Below are 19,865 nucleotides of genomic sequence, written 5' to 3' on the forward strand. Positions count from 1 at the left end.
TATCCCTTGACTGAAGAGCAGAACCAAACCGAAATCCAAGTGCCGGAAAACGCATTTCCGGTGTTGCCATTGCGTGATGTCGTGGTTTATCCGCACATGGTCATCCCGTTGTTCGTCGGCCGCGAGAAGTCGATCAAGGCGCTGGACGCCGCCATGGCGGGCAACAAGCAGATATTCCTGGTCGCGCAAAAGAGCGCCGCCGAGGACGATCCAAGCGCTGATTCCCTTTACCAGATCGGTACGCTGTCAAACATACTGCAGCTGCTGAAGCTGCCGGACGGCACCATCAAGGTGCTGGTCGAGGGCGGCAGTCGCGCGCAGGTCACCCAGCTGAACGACGATGACGGCTGTTTTACCGCCGAGGTCCAGGAGCTCGAATCGCCCGAGTACGACGAGCGCGAACTCGAGGTGTTGGGCCGGTCGGCAACCAGCCAGTTCGACCAGTACGTCAAACTGAACAAGAAGGTGCCGCCGGAAGTCATGTCGTCGCTGTCGAGCATCGATGACCCGGGCCGGCTGGCCGATACCATTGCCGCGCACATGGCGGTTAAGCTGGAAGAAAAGCAGAACATTCTCGAAATTGTCGACCTGCGCGAGCGCTTCGAGCACATCATTGGCCTGATGGAAGCCGAGATCGACCTGTTGCAGGTCGAAAAGCGCATCCGCGGTCGCGTCAAGACGCAGATGGAGAAGAGTCAGCGCGAGTACTATCTGAATGAGCAGATGAAGGCGATTCAGAAAGAACTCGGTGAGATGGAAGATGCGCCGAACGAGATCGAGGAGCTGACCAACAAGATTGAAAAGGCCGGCATGACCAAGGAGGCCAAGGAAAAGGCGCAGTCCGAGCTGAACAAACTGAAGATGATGTCACCGATGTCGGCCGAGGCCACGGTGGTGCGCAATTACATCGACTGGCTGGTCAGCGTGCCGTGGAAGAAGCGCAACAAAATCTCGCGTGATGTTGTTAAGGCCGAGCAGGTGCTGAACGAGGATCACTACGGTCTGGAAAAGGTCAAGGAGCGCATTCTCGAGTACCTCGCTGTACAGCAGCGCGTCAAGAGCATGAAGGGGCCGATCCTGTGCCTGGTGGGCCCGCCCGGTGTCGGCAAGACCTCGCTGGGCAAGTCCATTGCCCGTGCGACCAATCGTGAATTCATCCGCATGTCGCTCGGCGGCGTGCGTGACGAGGCCGAGATCCGCGGTCACCGTCGTACCTATATCGGTTCCATGCCGGGCAAGATCATCCAGTCGATGGCCAAAACCGGCAAGAAGAACCCGCTGTTCCTGCTCGACGAGATCGACAAGATGGCCATGGACTTCCGTGGCGACCCGGCATCGGCGTTGCTGGAAGTGCTGGATCCGGAGCAGAACTCGACCTTTGCCGATCACTACCTTGAGGTCGAATACGATCTGTCCGAGGTCATGTTCATGACCACGGCCAACAGCACGAACATTCCGCCGGCATTGCTGGACCGGATGGAAGTGATTCGTCTGTCCGGTTACACCGAGGATGAAAAGGTCAATATCGCCCGCAAGTACCTGTTACCGAAACAAATCGAGCGCAACGGCCTGAAACCCGAGGAAATCCTGATGGGGGACCCGGCCATCCGCGACATCATTCGCCATTACACGCGCGAGGCCGGGGTACGTAACCTGGAACGTGAGGTTGCCAACATCTGCCGCAAGGTCGTCAAGCAGCTGTTGCTTAAGCCGCAGCAGAAGAAGATGCAGGTCACACCGAAGAAAGTCGAAAAGCTCATCGGAGTGCAGCGTTATCGTTTCGGCCGTGCCGAGGAGGAGGATCGCATCGGTCAGGTGACCGGACTGGCCTGGACCGAGGTCGGCGGCGATCTGCTGTCGATTGAAGCGGCCATCGTGCCGGGCAAGGGCAAGGCCAACCATACCGGTCAGCTTGGCGATGTCATGAAGGAATCAATTCAGGCAGCGATGACGGTAGTGCGCAGCCGCAGCCGGGTCCTGGGTATCAAGCCGGATTTCTACCAGGAAAACGATTTTCATATCCATGTGCCGGAAGGCGCGACGCCGAAAGACGGCCCCAGCGCCGGTGTCGCGATGTGCACGGCCGTTGTCTCGGCCCTGACCGGCATTCCGGTGCGCGCCGACGTCGCCATGACCGGTGAAATCACCCTGCGTGGTGAAGTATTGCCGATCGGAGGTCTCAAGGAGAAACTGCTGGCCGCGCTGCGTGGCGGCATTCAGGTGGTATTGATTCCGCAGGAAAACGAGCGCGAACTGGCGGAAATTCCAAAGAATATCAAGAAGAATCTTGATATTCGTCCGGTCCGCTGGATTGACGAGGTCCTGACGGTTGCCCTGCCGCGTATGCCGGAACCGTTGCCGGAACAGGATCAGGCGGTAGAACTGGTCAAGCAGGATGACAAGGACGCCGACAAGGACACGGACCATCTGCGTACGCATTAACCGTACCAGTTTTATTCGTTTGCCGGTTTAGTGATGTTAATTGTTTGGCAGCGGGTTCTGGCGCTTCTTGACGGCGATAGGGGTGCTTGGTATAAAACTCCGCTCGGCGTTAATAAGTCTTAGCGCCAGTCCGGGTATATCGACTTCAAGCGAATAATTTCATGATCAGCACTTCTCATGTGCTGGTCCTATTTCCAAGGGGAATAACGAATGAATAAATCAGAACTGATTGACGCCGTAGCGGAGGCGGCTGATATTTCAAAAGCATCAGCTGCGCGGGCATTGGACGGGGCCCTTGATGCCATCACCGACTCGCTGAAAAAGGGCGACAGCGTGACCTTGGTGGGTTTTGGTACCTTCTCCGTGCGTGAGCGTGCCGCCCGTACCGGTCGCAATCCGCAGACCGGCGCCGAGATCAAGATCAAGGCTTCGAAAGTTCCAGGATTTAAGCCTGGAAAAGCGCTCAAAGATGCCATAAACTAGCGCGCTTTTCCGGACGGGTGCTTAGCTCAGCCGGGAGAGCGTCGCCCTTACAAGGCGAAGGTCGGGGGTTCGATCCCCTCAGCACCCACCAAAGAGACAATCAGGTTATATACGGAGCGGTAGTTCAGCTGGTTAGAATGCCGGCCTGTCACGCCGGAGGTCGCGGGTTCGAGTCCCGTCCGCTCCGCCATTAAGCACCACGGGCGTCCCATGCGGACGCCCGTTTTTGTTTGTGGCCCGTATTCCCGTTCCGTGTCTACTGTCGGGGAGGCATTACGGCGAACAACACGGTAAAATGCCCCGTGCTCATGGCGCTGCACCAGCGCGGCCGGGTTTCCATAAAGCCCGCTCGCGGCCGGGACTATGGTTCAATCAATAAAGCTAACTAATTAATTATCAGAGACAGTCGATATGCTGCTGAAAATCCAAGACGTTGTTTCCGGCTGGATAGCTGGCGTTATTGTAGGACTAATCATTATCGTTTTTGCCTTTTTTGGCATTCATTACTACATGGAACCGGGCGGTAGCCAGAACGTGGCCCGGGTCGGTGATCGACCAATTACCATCGCCGAGTATCAGCGCGCCTACCAGAACTATCGTCAGCAGGTCCAACAGGCACTGGGTCAGTCGGCCAATTCCCTGAACAACGAAATGCTGCGCCAGGAAGCATTGAATCAGTTGATAGAGACACAAGTGCTCAAGCAGCTGACCCGTGACGCCGGCATGCGCGTCAGCGATGCCGATGTGGTTGCCGGTATTCGCGCTATCGACGCGTTTCATGATGACGATGGCGGTTTCAGCCAGAGACGTTACCAGCAGGCGCTGTCACGTATTGGCATGAGCGCTTCCGGGTTTGAACAGCAGATGCGCGAGGAAGTCCTGTTGCAGCAACTGCGCAATTCGATCATCGACACCGCATTCGTTACCGATGCGGATGTTACCCGGCTGGCCAAGATCGAGGCCCAGACGCGTGATATTCGTTACGTCACCATCGCCGCGCAGCCGCTTTATGACAGCATTGAGGTCAGCGATGACGACATCCAGACCTATTATGACGAGAATATCGATGATTACCGTGAGCCGGCTAGGGTCCGTATTGCCTATATCGATCTAACCCTCGAAAGCCTGATGGACGATGTCGAAGTTAGCGAGGACGATCTGCGCGCCTATTTTGAAAGCAATGCGGAGTCGTATTCCGTTGACGAGGCACGCAAACTGACGCAGATGTACATCAAACTGGACAAGGATGCGGAAGAAGAGGCTGTCGAGACTGCCCGCGAGTCAATGGAATTCATCCAGGAGAAACTCGATGCCGGCATGACCATGGAAGAGGTGGCCGAGGACTATGAAGATCAGTTGGGCAACGACTTCGAACAGATTTCTCTCGGTTTCACGCCACGCGGCGTGATGGCACCGGAGCTCGACGAGCTGGTCTTCGACATGGACAAGGGCGAGATCAGCGACATTATCCGCTCCGATGTCGGCATGCACATCGTCCGGGTTGACGATGCCAAGGGCGGCGAGCGCAGCGATTTCGGCAGTGTGCGTGACGAGGTCGAGGAAGACTATCGCCGCGAACAGGCCGAACAATTGTTTTTCGAACAGGCCGATCGCCTGGCAACGCTGGCCTACGAGAACCCGCGTTCCCTGGAGCCGGCCGCCGATGCGTTGAATGCTGATATTCAGACCAGTGACTGGTTCAGCGAGGGCGGTGGTGAAGGCATCGCCGCCGAACCCGAGGTGGCGATGGCCAGCTTCTCCAACGACGTGCTCGAACGCGGACTGAATAGCGAGGCACTGGAACTGGGCAATTCACGCATGCTGGTACTGCGGGTTGCCGAGCATGAGCCGGCCCAGCCGCTGCCGCTGGACAGCGTGCGGGACGAAATTGTTGACGATATCAAGTACGAGCGCGCCCGCCAGCAGGCGATCGAAAAGGGCGAGGCCATACTGCAGGCACTGCAGGCGGGCGAGTCGCCGGAAGCGGTGGCGACTGAGCACGATATCGACTGGCAGCAGGCGCAGGCAGCCACGCGTGACGACCCGAATGTCAGCCGGTCGGTGCTGCGGACCGCCTTCGGCATCCCGGCACCGGAAGACGACGCGGCCCGCTACGACGGCAGTTCGCTGGGCAGCGGCGACTACATCGTCGTGGGTGTCAGTGATGTGCAGGTACCGAGCGTCGATACGCTGACCGCCGAGCAGCGTGACGAACTGCGCGAGCAGCTGCGGCAGGCGACCGCGCGGAACAGCTGGCAGAATCTGGTCGAGGACGCCAAGTCGCGGACCGAGATATCGGTCAACCGCGACAACGTGGATATCTGAGTCGCCTCAGGCGTTGGGCTGCGGCGCGGCAGGCGCCGCAGCAGCGTCGTTGGCACCGATGTACTGGCCGATGACGGCGGCGCCGACGCTATCGCCCCAGACGTTGACCAGCGTTCGCAGCCTGTCCAGGAACCAGTCCACCGCCAGCAGCAGGCCGATACCCTCCAGCGGCAGGTTGACGGCGGTCAATACGATGATCATCGTCACCAGCCCGGCCTGGGGAATGCCGGCCGCACCAATCGCGGCCAGGGTCGCGGTAATGAACACCAGCGTCTGTTCGGCCAGACCCAGCTCGATGCCATAGGCCTGGGCAATGAACATGACCGCCACAGCCTCATACAGCGCCGTGCCGTCCATGTTCACGGTTGCCCCCAGCGGCAGCACAAAGCGTACCGCGCGATCATCCACGCCGGCCTCACGGGCACACTCCATCGTCACCGGCAGGGTGCCGGAGGACGTCCCGGTACCGAAAGCGGTCACCAGCGCCCGGCCCTGGGCGCGGACGTAGCTGAAGCCGCGCCGCGCCAGCGCCTGGCCGACGGCGGTCAGCAGCAGGAAATGCAGGAACAGGCCGCCAATGACCGTGGCGACGTACCAGCCCACCGCCTGGACCTCGGCCAGGAACGCCGCGCCGCCGCCGGCCTCGGCGAAGCGCCCGGCGATGAGCGCAAAGATGCCGACCGGGGCCGCCACCATGATCCACATCACCAGCTTCATCATCGCCTCGTTGAGGCCGTCGAAGAAGGCGAGCGTAGTGCGGCCGTGCTCGCCGACGGTCGTTAGTGCGGCACCCAGCAGCAGGCTGAAGACAATGATCGGCAACAGCTGGGTATCGGCGGCGGCGGCGACCAGGTTGGGGCTGATCAGCGAGCGGACGATGTCGCTGAAACCGGTCGTTTCCTTGTCGGCGAAGCCCTCCGGCACGCCGCCGGCCAGCGTGTCGATGCCGCTGCCGGGCTGGACCAGGTTGACCAGGACGAGTCCCAGCAGCACTGCACTGGCAGTCGTCAGCAAGTAGTACAGCAGGGTCAGGCCGCCGATGCGGCCGAGCCGGCGCACATCGCCGAGCGAGCCGATGCCGCTGATGACTGCCGCCACGATCAGCGGCACGATGACCATCTTCAGCGCGTCAAGGAACAGATCGCCAAGCCAGGCTACCGGTGCCATGGCTTCGCCAAACCACCAGCCGCAGACAAGACCGGCGGCCGCACCGACAAGAATGGCCCAGAGCAGGGTTTGCTGACGGAATTGCGGCATGCAGTGCGTCCTCGAGGAAGCCGGTGGGGTGGCCGTTGCGGCGGGGCCTAGAGGCTCGCCGTGGTACTGAAGCCGCAGTCGACGTAGGTGATCTCGGCAGTAATGGCACTGGCCAGATCGGAGCACAGGAATGCGCCGACATTACCGACCTCGTCGATGGTGACGTTGCGGCGCAGTGGTGCGGCCTGTTCGACGTGGTCGAGAATCTCGCGGAAACCGCTGATGCCAGCCGCCGCGAGGGTGCGGATGGGGCCGGCCGAGATGGCATTGACGCGGATGTTTTCCGGCCCGAGGCTGGCGGCCATGTAGCGTACATTGGCCTCGAGACTGGCCTTGGCCACCCCCATGAGGTTGTAATTGGCGATCGAACGCATTGCGCCGAGGTAGCTCAGCGTCAGTAATGCGGCATTGCGGCCCTGCATCATGTCGCGGGCAGCGGCGCCGAGTGCCGCGAAGCTGTACGAGCTGATATCGTGAGCGCTGCTGAAGGCCTCGCGGTTGATGTTTTTCAGATAGTCGCCCTGTAACTGATCGCGCGGCGCGAAGGCGATGGCATGGACCAGGATGTCGAGGCCGTCCCAGCGCTGGCCGAGGTGCGTGAAAACATCATTGATCTGGGCGTCGTCGGCGACGTCCAGGGGCAGGACGATGTCCGAGTCGAGCTCTGCCGCCAGTGCCGTGACGCGCTCCTTGAGACGCTCGTTCTGGTAGGTGAAGGCGAGCTCTGCGCCCTCGCGGCGCATGGCCTGGGCGATGCCCCAGGCGATGGAACGGTTGCTGGCGACGCCGGTGATCAGCGCGCGCTTGCCTTGTAGTAATGCCATAGTCGCTATCCTTGATTGTGTTGCTGGTTCCCGGGAATGAAATGCCCGTCGCCGTGTCTATGTTATGGGTGCCAGTATACAGGCTGTGGCATGCCGCGTGACTTTCATGCAGCAGGTGGATGACTGGACCTTTAAGCCTGTGTTTATAATGCCAGTGTCAGAGCAGGCGGCAACCGGGTTTGTAGTGATTTATGAGTCGGGCACCGCTGCTGGCCGCACGGTGCTGGATCAGAGGGTGTCGATAGCCGCTGACAGAAACCGTGCCCGATACCGGCTGAAGCCTTATGTTTGACCACGACAAAGCCTGAACCGCAAGAATAATAACGCAACCTCGAAGCCAGCGCCCAGCCACAGCCATGCCTAGCGGTCTGAAAATCCTGTTGACGCTGCTCACGCTCGGGCTCGGGGCCTGTGAGCAGGCGCCGTGGAATAATCCGTACCCGGCGTCGGAATCGGGTCAACCGGTCTACTACGACATGTTCAGTGAGCGGCCGAAGCACCTTGACCCGGTATCCGCCTACAGCGCTGACGAATACAAGTTCATCGGCCAGATCTACGAACCGCCACTGCAGTACCATTTTCTCAAGCGCCCATATGAGCTGACGACCCTGACCGCCGAGTCGGTGCCGGAGCCCATGCTGTTCGACGCCGATGACGAGCGCCTGCCGGCGGATGCCCCCGCCGATGCGGTGGATTACAGTGTTTACCGGGTATCGATCAAACCGGGTATCGAGTATCAGCCGCATCCGGCCTTCGCCCGCGACGCCGACGGCAACTATCGCTATCATGCGCTGGAAAAGTCGGAGCTTGAAGGTATTCGCGAGCTGTCCGATTTCGAGCATCACGGCACACGCGAACTGACAGCGGCCGATTACGTATACCAGATCAAGCGCATGGTGCACCCGCGGCGCTACTCGCCCATTGCCGGCGTGATGTCCAAGCATATCGTCGGTCTGCCGGATCTGAAGGAGGAACTCAAGAGCGCGCCGATGGACCTGAACGGTTACATCGACCTGCGCAATCACGATCTCGAGGGCGTCCAGGTCATCGATCGCTATACCTACGAGATCCGGGTCAACGGCAAGTACCCGCAGTTCAATTACTGGCTGGCGATGCCGTTTTTTGCCCCCATGCCGTGGGAAGCCGAACGCTTCTACAATCAAACCGGCATGAATCAGCGCAATATCGTGCTCGACTGGTATCCGATCGGCACGGGCGCGTTCATGCTCACGGAAAACAATCCCAATCTGCGCATGGTGATGGAGCGCAATCCCAATTATTGGGGTGAAAAATACCCGACCGAGGGCATGCCCGGCGATCGCGAGGCCGGTCTACTGGATGACGCCGGCAAGACCATGCCGTTCATCGACAAGGCGGTCTACAGCCTGGAGAACGAGAGCATTCCGGCGTGGAACAAGTTCCTGCAGGGCTACTATGACGTCTCGGCCATCAGTTCCGACAGCTTCGATCAGGCAGTCAACTTTAATGCCCAGGGCAATGCCGAGCTGACCCCGCAAATGAAGCGCAAGGGGATCAACCTGCTCAAGGCAGTCACGACCTCGAGCTATTACCTGGGTTTCAACATGCTCGATTCCGTGGTCGGCGGCGATAGCGAGCAGGCGCGGCTGTTGCGCCGGGCGATTTCCATTGCCATCGACTACGAGGAATTCATCAGCATCTTCCAGAACGGGCGCGGCATCGCCGCGCAGGGCCCGTTGCCGCCCGGCATTTTCGGTCACCGCGAAGGCAAGGCCGGCATCAATCCCTATGTCTATGACTGGGAAGAGGGCGAACCGGAACGCAAGTCGATACGCGAGGCGCGGGAGCTGCTGGCCGAAGCCGGTTATCCGAACGGCCGTAATCGGGAATCCGGTGAACCGCTGACACTATACTTTGATACGCTCGATCGCGGCCCCGATTCCAAGGCAATCCACAACTGGTACATCAAGCAGCTCGACAAGCTCGGTATCCGCCTGGTGGTCCGCAGCACGGATTACAACCGTTTCCGCGAGAAAATGCGCAAGGGCAATGCGCAGATGTATTTCTGGGGCTGGAATGCCGACTACCCGGACCCGGAAAACTTTCTGTTCCTGCTTTACGGCCCCAATGGCAAGGTACTCCATGGCGGCGAGAATTCCTCGAACTACGATAACAGCGAGTTTGATCGCCTGTTCGAGCAGATGCGCAATATGGACAACGACGACGAGCGCCAGGCCATCATCGACAAGATGGTTGAAATTGCCCGTCGCGATGCACCCTGGCTGTGGGGTTTCCATCCGGTTGCCTACACCCTGCATCACCAGTGGTACAGCAATGCCAAACCCAACCTGATGGCCAACAATACGCTGAAATACAAGCGCATCGACGCACAACAGCGCGAGCGGCTGCGGGCCGAGTGGAATGAGCCCGTGGTCTGGCCGGTGTTGACGGTCATCGGTCTGCTGGTGCTGGCAATACTGCCGGCGATCCGGGTTTATCGTAAACGCGAGAAGGAAGCCGCGCTATGATTGCCTATATTATCCGCCGTTTACTGTATGCCATCCCGATCCTGATTGGCGTCAATATTCTCACCTTCGCACTGTTTTTCGTGGTCAATACGCCGGACGACATGGCGCGCATGCACCTGGGCGACAAGCGGGTGACCGAGGAAGCGATCGAGAAGTGGAAAGCGAATCTCGGCTATGACAAACCACTGTTCTGGAATGCCGAGAAGGACGGTGCGGGGCAATTTACCGATACGATCTTCTATACCAAGTCGATACGGCTGTTCGTGTTCGATTTCGGCCTGTCGGATAATGGTCGCAACATTGCCCACGATATCAGTCAGCGTATGTGGCCCAGCCTGGCGATCGCCGTGCCCTCATTGCTGGTCGGTCTGTTGCTGAATATTACCTTCGCCCTGACCATGGTCTTTTTCCGCGCGACTTATATCGACACCGCGGGGGTGGTGTTGTGCGTCATTCTTATGTCGATCTCGAGTCTTTTCTACATCATCGGCGGCCAGTTCCTGATCGGAAAAATGCTCAACCTGGTGCCAATCTCGGGGTACGATACCGGTCTTGAAGCGATCAAGTTCCTGATCCTGCCGGTGGCGATCAGCATCATTTACAGCATCGGTTCCGGCTCTCGCTGGTATCGCACGATCTTTCTCGAGGAGTCGGGCAAGGAATACGTGCGTACTGCACGTGCCAAGGGCCTCAGCGAGAAAGTTGTCATGGGTCGGCACGTACTGCGTAACGCCCTGATACCCATCCTGACCGGTATCGTCGTGCTGCTGCCGCTGCTGTTCATGGGCAGTCTCATCATCGAGTCGTTTTTCGGCATTCCCGGCCTTGGCAGTTACACCATCGATGCCATCAATCAACAGGATTTCGCCATTGTTCGTTCAATGGTGTTCCTGGGGTCGGTGCTTTACATCATCGGTCTATTGTTGACCGATATTTCCTACACCCTGGTCGATCCGCGCGTGCGGCTGAATTGAGGACGCGATGAACCTGGTATTGCTGTGGACCGACATGCTGGTATTCCTGCTGGTGCTGGCCATCATCAGTTTCGTGCTGGTGGCCCGCCGCCGGGAACATATGCGTGCGCCCTGGCGGCAGGTGGCGCGCAGTCGCATGGGTATGGCAGCGGCCGTTATTCTGGTGGTCTATGTGGCCATCGGTCTGCTCGACTCGATTCATTTCCATCCGCGCGACCACGATGCCAGTGCCGATCAGCCGCGCTATTCCGCGGATGTGATCAGCGTTTTCGACTGGATCATGGACCCGGTGCGCAGCAAGGTCGAGAAAACCTACTCGGCACCATTTGCCACGCATCTCTATGCCAAGGAAACCGTGCGTCTGCCGGATGGTACCCAGGATCGCATCTATCCGCGACTCGAACACGGCGGTGCGCACTTGAGTGACCCGGAAACGCAGCGGCTGACGGATATCGCCACGCGCGCGGGAATGGGACTGATATATGCGCTTGTTATCTGGCTGCTGGCGGTCGCTGTGCTGGTGGGTTGGCAGAGTCGGGGTCTGCAACAGCCGTTCCGCCGGCGGCTGGCCGATATCTTCAAGCGCCGCACCCCGGTGCCGTGGGATGTGATCATCTATACCGGCGCCGTGGTCATTGTGTTCATCAGTCTGGCGACGCAGCTGGCGCCGCACTATCATATATTCGGCACTGATAAGGTCGGTGCCGACGTGTTCTACCAGACCCTGAAGAGCATTCGTACCGGTCTCATGATTGGTACGTTGACGACACTGATCATGCTGCCGTTTGCCCTCTTTCTCGGCCTGGCTGCCGGCTACTTCCGCGGCTGGGTCGATGATGTGGTGCAGTACACCTATACGACGCTGGTTTCGATCCCCGGCGTGTTGCTGATCGCTGCGGCGATCCTGTTGCTGCAGGTCTACATGAGCAATAATCCCGAACAGTTCAGCACCCCCGAGAACCGTGCCGACCTGCGCCTGCTGTTTCTGTGCCTGATCCTCGGCATTACCAGCTGGACCAGCCTGTGCCGGTTGCTGCGCGGAGAAACGCTGAAACTGCGTGATATCGAATACGTGCAGGCGGCACAGGCGTTTGGGGTCTCGCACATGACCATTCTGACACGGCATATACTGCCCAACGTCATGCACATCGTATTGATTACCGTGGTGCTGGACTTCAGCGCGCTGGTGCTTGCCGAGGCGGTGCTGTCCTACATCAACATCGGCGTTGACCCGAGCATGAACAGCTGGGGCAATATGATCAACAGCGCACGCCTGGAAATGGCACGCGACCCGGTGGTCTGGTGGTCGCTGGCGGCAGCGTTCATATTCATGCTCGGTCTGGTACTGCCGGCGAACCTGTTTTCCGATGCGGTGCGCGATGCCTTCGATCCGCGCATGCGCAAACTCCAGAACAATTGAACTTATGGCTACGTACAGTAACAACATGAAACAGGACCTGCCCAGTGATCGTGAAGCGGTGCTGCGGGTCGCCGCCATGCCCAAGGAAAGTAATACCGGTGGTTCTATCTTTGGCGGCTGGTTGATGGGGCAGGTGGATATTGCCGCCGGAATTATCGCTATCCAGCGCGCCGCCGGACGTGTCGCTACCGTGGCGGTTAACAATTTTCATTTCCGTGAGGCAGTATTGGCCGGTGATCTGGTTAGTTGTTACGCGGAAGTCATCGAAGTGGGCCGCACCTCCATGACCATTCATGTCGACGTTTACAGCCAGCGCCACCTGGGCGCACCCGGGGCGGCGGTACTGCATGTCGCCGACGCCGAGCTGACTTACGTGGCACTGGACGATGAACGTCGGCCGCGAACCGTGCCCGAGGAATCCGTTGATGAGCCATAAACTACTCGAAGTTCGCAATCTTCAGACCTTCTTCGGTGACGACGACAATCTCACCCGCGCCGTCGATGATGTCAGTTTCGGCATCGACCGCGATGAAACGCTGGCCCTGCTGGGTGAATCCGGCAGCGGCAAGTCGATTACCGCGCACACGATCATGCGTCTGTTACCACCGGCCGCCCGGGTGGCTGGCGGCGAGGTTATACTCGATGGTCAGAATCTGTTGAAATTGCCGGAACGGCGCATGCGTGATATCCGTGGCGGGCGTATCGCGATGATCTTTCAGGAACCACAGAGCTCACTCAACCCGGTGCTGACGGCGGGCCAGCAGATTGGCGAAACGCTCGCCCGCCACCAGCAGTTGCACGGCAGCGCGCAGCGTCGGCGCACACTGGAACTGCTGGACGAGGTCGGTATTCCCGAGGCCCGCAGCCGCATCGACGACTACCCGCACCAGTTTTCCGGTGGCATGAAGCAGCGCATCATGATCGCCATGGCGCTGGCCGGCCGTCCGGATCTGCTCATCGCCGACGAGCCGACCACGGCGCTGGATGTCACCATTCAGGCACGTATCCTCGATCTGCTCAAGTCGTTACAACGCGAAACGCACATGGGCATCCTGTTCATTACCCATGATATCGGTGTCGCCGCCCAGGTCGCCGATCACGTTGCGGTCATGCGCCACGGTTGCATTGTCGAGTCCAATCCGCGCGAGGCGTTCTTCGCCCGACCGCGTCATCCCTATACGCACGAACTGTTCGATGCCCTGCCGAGTCGCGAGCGGCGCCAGCGTGAGGCCAATGATACCCGTCCGGATGTTGCAAGTGCGCCGTTGCTGGAGGTACGCGATCTGAAAGTCCATTTTCCGATCCGCAAGGGTGTATTCAAGCGCGTGGTCGGTCACGTGCGTGCTGTCGATGGCGTCTCCATCAGGATTCACTCGGGCGAGACCGTGGCTATGGTCGGCGAGTCCGGCTCCGGCAAGACCACGCTGGGCAAGGGCATATTGCAATTGTTGAAGCCGACCGATGGCGCCGTGCTGTTCGATGGTGATGAACTGACCCGGCTGCGTGGTGATGCCCTGCGCCGCCGGCGTGCCGATATCCAGGTGGTTTTCCAGGATCCCTACGCATCGATGAATCCGCGCATGCTGGTGGGGGACATCATCGAGGAGGGCATGCTGGCGCAGCGCGTCGGCGGTGATCGCCACGAGCGTCAGGCACGTATCGAACAGCTGCTGCAGCAGGTCGGTCTGCAGGCACAGCACAAGAATCGTTACCCGCATGAGTTCTCTGGCGGCCAGCGCCAGCGTATCTGCATCGCGCGAGCACTGGCCGTTGATCCGAAACTCATCATCTGCGACGAACCGACCAGTGCGCTCGATGTGTCCGTGCAGGCGCAGATTCTGGATCTGCTCAAGGATTTGCAGGCGCGACTGGGTCTGGCCTATCTATTCATCACCCACAATATCGCCGTGGTCGAGTATCTGGCGCACTATGTGGCCGTGATGTACGAGGGTCGCGTCGTCGAGCAGGGCAAGGTCGACGATGTGCTGCTACAGCCGCAACACGAATACACCCGCAAGCTGCTCAGTGCCGTACCACGGCCGCCGGAACGGGAGGCGAGCTAAACAGGGTTAATTGGCAGGAGCGGCGACCCCGCCGCGAAGAAAAGGTTCGAATATTACGCCATAACCGGTTTCCTGTTCGGCCCGGGGTCGGGCCTCCTACGGAGCGGTGATTGGTAAGGCCCGACTCCTGTGGGAGCAGATTGCAATCCGCGAACCATTTGGCGCATGTTTCGCCGACTGAGGTCGGCTCCTACAAGAGGCTGGTTATCGGTGGTTGTCAATCCAGGGACCCGTTGGCTGAATACCGGTCATCCTCTCACTCAACATGCCGGATGGTCTGCGGCTGCAGCATGAAGGTCGCGTAAGTCAGCTGTTTGAATACCCGATCCAACAGGATGAAGCCCAGCAACGTCACCAGCAAAAGCGACACCGCATAGCCATAGCCATAATAGAATGGTCCCAGTTGTTGACTGAGCAGGGTCAGGCCCGTATTTGCAAGCAAGAACGCTAAACACAGGCCGAGTGCCTCTTTCAGCCTGTCGAGATAGAACAGCACATTCAGAATTCCCAGAAACAGGACCTGAATGCCGACGGCAACCAGATCGATATTGAACAGCGGCAGATACAGCATGGAAAAGCCCAGCCAGTCCATGATGCTTGGTCCCAGCAGGATCAGCGCGACGACCGTGATGCCCTGTATTTTTAGAATGTCGTAGATGCCCTGGCGGACCGCCTCGATCATGGCATCCAGTTGTTCCTGGATGGTATTCAACGCACCGCCATCGCGAATCGAGGAATAATACGCGTCATAGCGTTCGACAAAATCGGTTTCCAGACGAATCAGAAATACCGCCATACCGGGCACGATGGACAGGTAAGCCAGAAAGATGGGCAAGTCGTAAATCGGTGAGGAACGCAATGGTCCTATAACCGGCTCCGAGGTATAGGGGTTGAACCAGAAAATCAGTTTATCCGCCCAGATACCCAGATTGTAGAACAATCCCACGAACAGCAGTGAACGATGGGTCAGATTCCGATGGCGAATATCCAGGGCAATGAACCGGTCTGCAGGATAATCCCGGAGCACCAGGTATAAAAGAATCGATAGCAGCAGTCCCTGCCCCATAACGAAGCCGCCCAGCAACCCTTGTAGACCATAATCATTGAGCAGCAAACCGGCAGCCAGCGTCGCCCCATAGCCGAAAACAAAAGCCCATAGAACCTGGCGATAGGCTTTCATGCCGACCACAAAAATCACGACACACCAGATGTTGCACAGCAGGACAAAGCCCGTCATCATTTCCAGACGGTACAACAGCGGCTCGCCCTGAAACAGAAATCCGATAATGGCAATGCCGATCACGCCAGCCAGTATGTTGATGAACGACAGCAGCCCGATCAGGTTCGGCATGATGCGATGGCGCTCATGGGCAAACAGGCGATCGGCTACAAAGCGGGTGAACAGGATTTGGAACGGGCCGGTGATTATCAGGGAAGCAGCCACCAGGTAGGTTACCGATACCAGGAACTGGTTGACCTGCAGAGCATGCTCGGCATAGACCAGACTCATCACGCCAAGTGCCATGACCGCCAGAATTGACAGCACCCAGGGACCGGAACTGATCAGTCCGGCGTAGCCATAGGCGCGCAGCAGGCCTGTATAACTTTCCTCGCGCAGCAGTTTGCGCAGCTCAAACCCGATACCGGCCATCAGTTTTTCTCCCTGTCAGCATCGGCTTGCATGGTGTCTTCATACAGCCGCCTGTAACGATCGAACATCAGTTCCTGGGTGTATTCTGCATCCACGCGCCGGATGCCGGCATCATGGGCCCGCTGCCAGTCCTCGCTGTCGCGCAATAGCTTGAGCACGGCATTGGCCATGCTTTCTGGATTTGCAATCGGTACGATATAGCCGCAGGCCTGGTCCGGTCGCGGATCCATGGTTTCAACGGCTTGCGGTTCATGTCTGGATCCGTTGCTGCCGTATAGCAATTCCCGGCAGGCGCCGACGTCGGTGGCTACCACGGGGACGCCGGCCGCCATGGCTTCCAGTACAACAAGCGGCTGCGCTTCACTGATCGAACTCAACACCAGCACACTGATACGCCCAAGAATCTCCTCGGTCTTCTGAAAGCCCAAAAAATGGATTCTGTCTTCAAGCCCAAGCCGCTTGACCAGCGCCTTGCATTCCTCGTCGTATTCCGGATCTTCATCCTCGGGACCGGCTATGAGCACCTCTGCCTCAGGCATGCGAGTGCAGACCGTGTGCATGCTGCGGATCAGCGTCTTGAGATCCTTGATCGGAGTGATACGGCCGAGAAAACCGATGACCGGCGGTCTGGCATCGGCATCGCGTTCACGCAGGTGACTGAATTTCTGCACATCGATGCCGTTGTGAATCACCTGGGTACGCTCGGCATAGGCCCCGTCCTGAATCTGTTGCAGGCGGTTATTCTCGTAAAGTGTAGTCACGGAATCGGCGGCCACGTAGCAAAGTCTGCCCAGCCCTTCGAAGAATCGCTGCCACATGTGACGGACATAATCGACTTCATGCTGGAGCAGTTCACCCAGGTTGGCCTGGGGTGTCTTGATCCATTCAACCTCCGTTAACTCGATACGGCGTTCCTTGGTATAGATACCATGCTCGGTCAGCAGGAACGGAATGTCGTGCAACTGCCGGGCCAGCGCACCGATAAAGCCGGTATAGCCGGTGGAGATGGAATGCAGGCAGCGTGTTGGCGGCAAATGCTTGGCAATATCCGCCAGTAGAAACAGTGGCGCATGAATATTACGCACGTTCCAGAAATAGTCGATGAAGGAAGGATTGGTGCAGTAACGCTGATAATAATCAACGATCTGATCCCAGGCCTGCTGGCTGTAGAGAAAATCTTCCTCGCTCAGACCACCGGGCTGTTCCAGGAGCGACGCGATGCTTTGCAGGCAGTGTTCACCACTATATTCAGTCGGCGACTTGAAATACTGATGCAGTTCATCGTTAGCCTGGAAAGCTGCCGGACAGCCCTGTCTTGGCGCCGGCTTGGTCGCGGCCTTGCCTGCCAACAGATAATGCAGTTCAAGATGTACTAGATTCGGCGGCAGTTCATAGCGCAATCCCTGGTACTCGTCCTCGGCACCGCCGACAAAAATGGCGGCGAAGCGCAACGATGGCAAGCCGGTTATTAGCTGATGCACCCAGCTTGCCACACCACCGCGAATCAGTGGATAGCTGCCCTCAAGCAGCAGGGTCACGTCAGCAGGCTGATCATCGGGATTGAGTCGAGGTAGATTCATGTCCAGTAAGCCACCACCGGGGCCAGTGTTGGATTGTTACGGGCCTGTTCACTCAATGAGTCCAGGTCACTGGGAATATCCCTGTAGTTTCCCCGGCGAAAGGACAGTTCCGCCTGGTAAGGCGCAAGATGATCCTGGTCAAGTCCCAGTTTGCCGGCTTCAACGATCGCCTGCTGGGCTTTTTCAAACTCGCCCAGGCTGGTGCTGATCCGGGTGAGCATAAGCCAGCGTCCCGAGTTCGGCACCAGTGCCAGCGCCTGCTCCAGATGCGACATGGCCTTGTGCATGAAAAAATCGGTCAGTGTCGAACGTGCCAGGTCCAGATAATTGTACTCCCAGTAAAGCCGCGCCAGCATTTCCTGCGCCCGATCATCCGCCCGATTATGTTCGACCTTTTTTTCCAGATCGTTGACTTGTTCTTCGAGCTGTTTTTCGTATTTGCTGATCATGGCAAAGGCCTGTAGCCGGACTTCTTCGGCAGGATCCGCCATGGCAGCCCGTAGAATTGGCACCGCCTGACGGCGGTTGAGATACTGACAGGAACTGATGACCTCCTGGCGATAGTCGGGATCCTTGATGTTTAAGAGACTGGACATCAAGCCATCGCGCATGAACATGGTATCGGTATGGATATTCAGCGTCCGCATCGCCAGGTCTGGTATTCGGCGCTCTTCCCAGATTTTCGGTAACGGCTCCCGGGTCGTCCAGAGCCCCGGTAACAATGACAGGGTGATAATTAGCACGCCCAGCAACGGAATGAATAAGGCCATGCTGAATAAATAGATCATGCCGGCGTCGCTACCCTGCCGATACCGCTGCGGCACGAGTCGGGCCCCGGCCGCGGTCGCCAGCAATGCGGCCAGCAGATGCAGCCAGAACGGCTGCCAGGCTACGGCGTTAGCCACGGCAATCAGATGCAGCAGATCGACCAGAGCCAGACACTCAAGCCCGACGCCCACCAGAAGCAGGATGACGCTAATTATATAGCGCAGCATTTTCATCCCGGATCTCGTCAATCAGCGCCTTGGCGTCCAGCTTGCCGTCTATCAGCTTATGCTGGAAGGTGATGCCATAGTCAGCGGGCTCGATACCCAACTGCTCGCGTAGCATCTGGCTAATGCGGTTCTCGTAAGGCCCGGCGGCGGCGCTGCCTGTCAGTGGCATCAGAATCGCCAGCGTTTTGTGATAGCCATTGTCACTATCGAATACGGCCGGATAGTCAAGGCCACGCAACTGACCCAGCAACAGGTCAATAATGGACCGGGACATATCAGCTTCTCCCGTGTTCGGAACGTGCACACGCATCAGCAGGGATTCCAGTTTGTAACGACGCTTGTAAAGCGACCATGTCTTGATTCGTTCAATGAATGCTGCATCCGAGTCACTCGCCCAGACACTGGCCTTGTTCTTGGCTTCGCGAATCAGATCGCCCAGGTTGGCACCCAGAATGGCCAGTAAATCGAGCATGTTATGATGGAACATGATGAATGGCACATCTGTCACCACGGCAATGGCCCAGACGCGTTCATTCACATCAATCAGCGGAACGGCGGCCAGCACATCCGAGCCGCTCAGTTCCAGTTCCTCGATCAGGGCCTCCTTGAGACTGATCATGCAGCGTTTATTGAGACATTCCCTGACCATCGGGTGATTTGTCACATCGAAGGCCGGTTCACCGCCGATATTCGCTATGGCCGGCGTCACGATCCGGCCTGTCTCATCCACCGAATATAACGCCGCCTGCTGAATCTTGGTATGCCAGGCGAGGAAGCTCAGCAGCTCATCGCCGGAAAATGCCAGCATGGAATGCTCTTCCGCCGCCGGATTGAATCGCTGATTCAGATGCAGCAAGGCATCGCGCAGGTTATACGGATTCGCCGCAATCCGCTCGGCGAGCTGGTCGTGCGAGGTGCGCAGCAGGTGGTAGTTTCTGACAAACTCGTTCAGGCGCGTGGACTGCTGGTGGTTGATGACCTCCACCTGTTTCAATCGTCGATGCCAGACATCCGTGAATTCGCCCGTTACCATTGCCAGCAGAATCAGACCGACGATGTATTGCAGCGAGATAGTCAGCCCACCGATGCCCATGTTGTCAGCCGACAGCGCCAGCAGTGCCAGCAGCAATGCGCTGCTGAAGGCAAGCGCGAAACCGTAACGCAGACCGACGAGCAGGGGGCCTGCAATCAGCCAGGCGAAAGGTTCATCCAGGAAAAACGGATCGTCGGGCTTCATGAACCAACCGAGTGCAGGTACCGCCAGGGTGAGCAACAGGGTTTCAAGCACACGGATCCAGAGCGCCGGTGGCTGATATTGCGTGTCTTCTATACGCGTGGCCATAG

14 protein-coding genes and 2 tRNA genes are annotated in these 19,865 nt (G+C 58.4%); 10 read left to right on the forward strand and 6 right to left on the reverse strand.

Going from position 1 to position 19,865, the window contains the following annotated elements; translation table 11 throughout:
• Nucleotides 1-6: 6 nt before the first annotated feature.
• The 5 genes from lon (at nt 7) to J2T55_RS04995 (ending at nt 5,250) form a co-directional block, all read left to right on the forward strand.
• Nucleotides 7-2,442: an endopeptidase La gene (gene lon / locus J2T55_RS04975; RefSeq protein ID WP_259054602.1), complete on the forward strand. Its 2,436-nt coding sequence runs from the start codon at nt 7-9 to the stop codon at nt 2,440-2,442.
• A 210-nt stretch (nt 2,443-2,652) separates the two neighbouring features.
• A complete protein-coding gene (locus J2T55_RS04980; protein WP_259054603.1) occupies nt 2,653-2,925 on the forward strand; it encodes an HU family DNA-binding protein in 273 nt (90 codons plus the stop codon).
• A gap of 15 nt (nt 2,926-2,940) precedes the next feature.
• Nucleotides 2,941-3,016: transfer RNA gene (locus J2T55_RS04985), tRNA-Val, on the forward strand.
• Between the two features lie 22 nt (nt 3,017-3,038).
• A tRNA-Asp gene (locus J2T55_RS04990) sits at nt 3,039-3,115 on the forward strand.
• Nucleotides 3,116-3,336: 221 nt separating this feature from the next.
• The gene (locus J2T55_RS04995; RefSeq protein ID WP_259054604.1) at nt 3,337-5,250 is read left to right on the forward strand and encodes a SurA N-terminal domain-containing protein; all 1,914 of its coding nucleotides are present in this window, start codon (nt 3,337-3,339) and stop codon (nt 5,248-5,250) included.
• A 6-nt stretch (nt 5,251-5,256) separates the two neighbouring features.
• Here J2T55_RS04995 and J2T55_RS05000 read toward each other — a convergent pair whose 3' ends face one another.
• On the reverse strand, nt 5,257-6,507 hold the full coding sequence (locus J2T55_RS05000) for a dicarboxylate/amino acid:cation symporter (protein ID WP_259054605.1): 1,251 nt from the start codon (nt 6,505-6,507) through the stop codon (nt 5,257-5,259).
• A 47-nt stretch (nt 6,508-6,554) separates the two neighbouring features.
• Nucleotides 6,555-7,331, reverse strand: coding sequence for an enoyl-ACP reductase FabI (locus J2T55_RS05005; protein WP_259054606.1), 777 nt, complete (start codon nt 7,329-7,331; stop codon nt 6,555-6,557).
• A gap of 356 nt (nt 7,332-7,687) precedes the next feature.
• Here J2T55_RS05005 and J2T55_RS05010 point away from each other — a divergent pair, with 356 nt between their 5' ends.
• From J2T55_RS05010 to J2T55_RS05030, 5 genes are read left to right on the forward strand one after another with little or no spacing between them, the layout of a single operon-like run.
• Entirely contained in the window at nt 7,688-9,838 is a 2,151-nt protein-coding gene (locus tag J2T55_RS05010; protein WP_259054607.1) for an ABC transporter substrate-binding protein, read from the forward strand.
• Nucleotides 9,835-10,812 (forward strand): ABC transporter permease, encoded by a 978-nt coding sequence (locus tag J2T55_RS05015; RefSeq protein ID WP_259054608.1) that lies wholly within the window; start codon nt 9,835-9,837, stop codon nt 10,810-10,812. The genes J2T55_RS05010 and J2T55_RS05015 overlap by 4 nt, the downstream gene beginning before the upstream one ends.
• Before the next feature lie 7 nt (nt 10,813-10,819).
• Nucleotides 10,820-12,232 carry an ABC transporter permease gene (locus J2T55_RS05020; RefSeq protein WP_259054609.1) on the forward strand — a complete coding sequence of 471 codons (1,413 nt, stop codon included), beginning with the start codon at nt 10,820-10,822 and terminating at the stop codon, nt 12,230-12,232.
• Nucleotides 12,233-12,236: 4 nt separating this feature from the next.
• Nucleotides 12,237-12,668 carry an acyl-CoA thioesterase gene (locus J2T55_RS05025; protein ID WP_259054610.1) on the forward strand — a complete coding sequence of 144 codons (432 nt, stop codon included), beginning with the start codon at nt 12,237-12,239 and terminating at the stop codon, nt 12,666-12,668.
• Nucleotides 12,658-14,295 (forward strand): ABC transporter ATP-binding protein, encoded by a 1,638-nt coding sequence (locus J2T55_RS05030; RefSeq protein WP_259054611.1) that lies wholly within the window; start codon nt 12,658-12,660, stop codon nt 14,293-14,295. The genes J2T55_RS05025 and J2T55_RS05030 overlap by 11 nt, the downstream gene beginning before the upstream one ends.
• Before the next feature lie 256 nt (nt 14,296-14,551).
• Here the strand turns inward: J2T55_RS05030 and pelG are convergent, their stop codons facing one another.
• From pelG to J2T55_RS05050, 4 genes are read right to left on the reverse strand one after another with little or no spacing between them, the layout of a single operon-like run.
• On the reverse strand, nt 14,552-15,946 hold the full coding sequence (gene pelG, locus J2T55_RS05035) for an exopolysaccharide Pel transporter PelG (RefSeq protein ID WP_259054612.1): 1,395 nt from the start codon (nt 15,944-15,946) through the stop codon (nt 14,552-14,554).
• Entirely contained in the window at nt 15,946-17,526 is a 1,581-nt protein-coding gene (pelF, locus tag J2T55_RS05040; RefSeq protein WP_259054613.1) for a GT4 family glycosyltransferase PelF, read from the reverse strand. The genes pelG and pelF overlap by 1 nt, the downstream gene beginning before the upstream one ends.
• Nucleotides 17,523-18,521, reverse strand: a complete 999-nt coding sequence (locus J2T55_RS05045; RefSeq protein WP_259054614.1) for a tetratricopeptide repeat protein — start codon at nt 18,519-18,521, stop codon at nt 17,523-17,525. The genes pelF and J2T55_RS05045 overlap by 4 nt, the downstream gene beginning before the upstream one ends.
• Nucleotides 18,502-19,863, reverse strand: coding sequence for a PelD GGDEF domain-containing protein (locus J2T55_RS05050; RefSeq protein WP_259054615.1), 1,362 nt, complete (start codon nt 19,861-19,863; stop codon nt 18,502-18,504). Before J2T55_RS05050 ends, J2T55_RS05045 begins: the two co-directional genes overlap by 20 nt.
• Nucleotides 19,864-19,865: the final 2 nt, after the last annotated feature.

It is taken from the genome of Methylohalomonas lacus (assembly GCF_024808875.1).
GTDB classification, from domain to species: domain Bacteria; phylum Pseudomonadota; class Gammaproteobacteria; order Methylohalomonadales; family Methylohalomonadaceae; genus Methylohalomonas; species Methylohalomonas lacus.

Bases quoted from the DNA above. Each gene is read 5' to 3' on its own strand.
- J2T55_RS04980 (WP_259054603.1), top strand. From the start codon at position 2,653: ATGAATAAATCAGAACTGATTGACGCCGTAGCGGAGGCGGCTGATATT.
- J2T55_RS04995 (WP_259054604.1), top strand. From the start codon at position 3,337: ATGCTGCTGAAAATCCAAGACGTTGTTTCCGGCTGGATAGCTGGCGTT.
- J2T55_RS05000 (WP_259054605.1), bottom strand. From the start codon at position 6,507: ATGCCGCAATTCCGTCAGCAAACCCTGCTCTGGGCCATTCTTGTCGGT.
- J2T55_RS05005 (WP_259054606.1), bottom strand. From the start codon at position 7,331: ATGGCATTACTACAAGGCAAGCGCGCGCTGATCACCGGCGTCGCCAGC.
- J2T55_RS05010 (WP_259054607.1), top strand. From the start codon at position 7,688: ATGCCTAGCGGTCTGAAAATCCTGTTGACGCTGCTCACGCTCGGGCTC.
- J2T55_RS05015 (WP_259054608.1), top strand. From the start codon at position 9,835: ATGATTGCCTATATTATCCGCCGTTTACTGTATGCCATCCCGATCCTG.
- J2T55_RS05020 (WP_259054609.1), top strand. From the start codon at position 10,820: ATGAACCTGGTATTGCTGTGGACCGACATGCTGGTATTCCTGCTGGTG.
- J2T55_RS05025 (WP_259054610.1), top strand. From the start codon at position 12,237: ATGGCTACGTACAGTAACAACATGAAACAGGACCTGCCCAGTGATCGT.
- J2T55_RS05030 (WP_259054611.1), top strand. From the start codon at position 12,658: ATGAGCCATAAACTACTCGAAGTTCGCAATCTTCAGACCTTCTTCGGT.
- pelG (WP_259054612.1), bottom strand. From the start codon at position 15,946: ATGGCCGGTATCGGGTTTGAGCTGCGCAAACTGCTGCGCGAGGAAAGT.
- pelF (WP_259054613.1), bottom strand. From the start codon at position 17,526: ATGAATCTACCTCGACTCAATCCCGATGATCAGCCTGCTGACGTGACC.
- J2T55_RS05045 (WP_259054614.1), bottom strand. From the start codon at position 18,521: ATGCTGCGCTATATAATTAGCGTCATCCTGCTTCTGGTGGGCGTCGGG.
- J2T55_RS05050 (WP_259054615.1), bottom strand. From the start codon at position 19,863: ATGGCCACGCGTATAGAAGACACGCAATATCAGCCACCGGCGCTCTGG.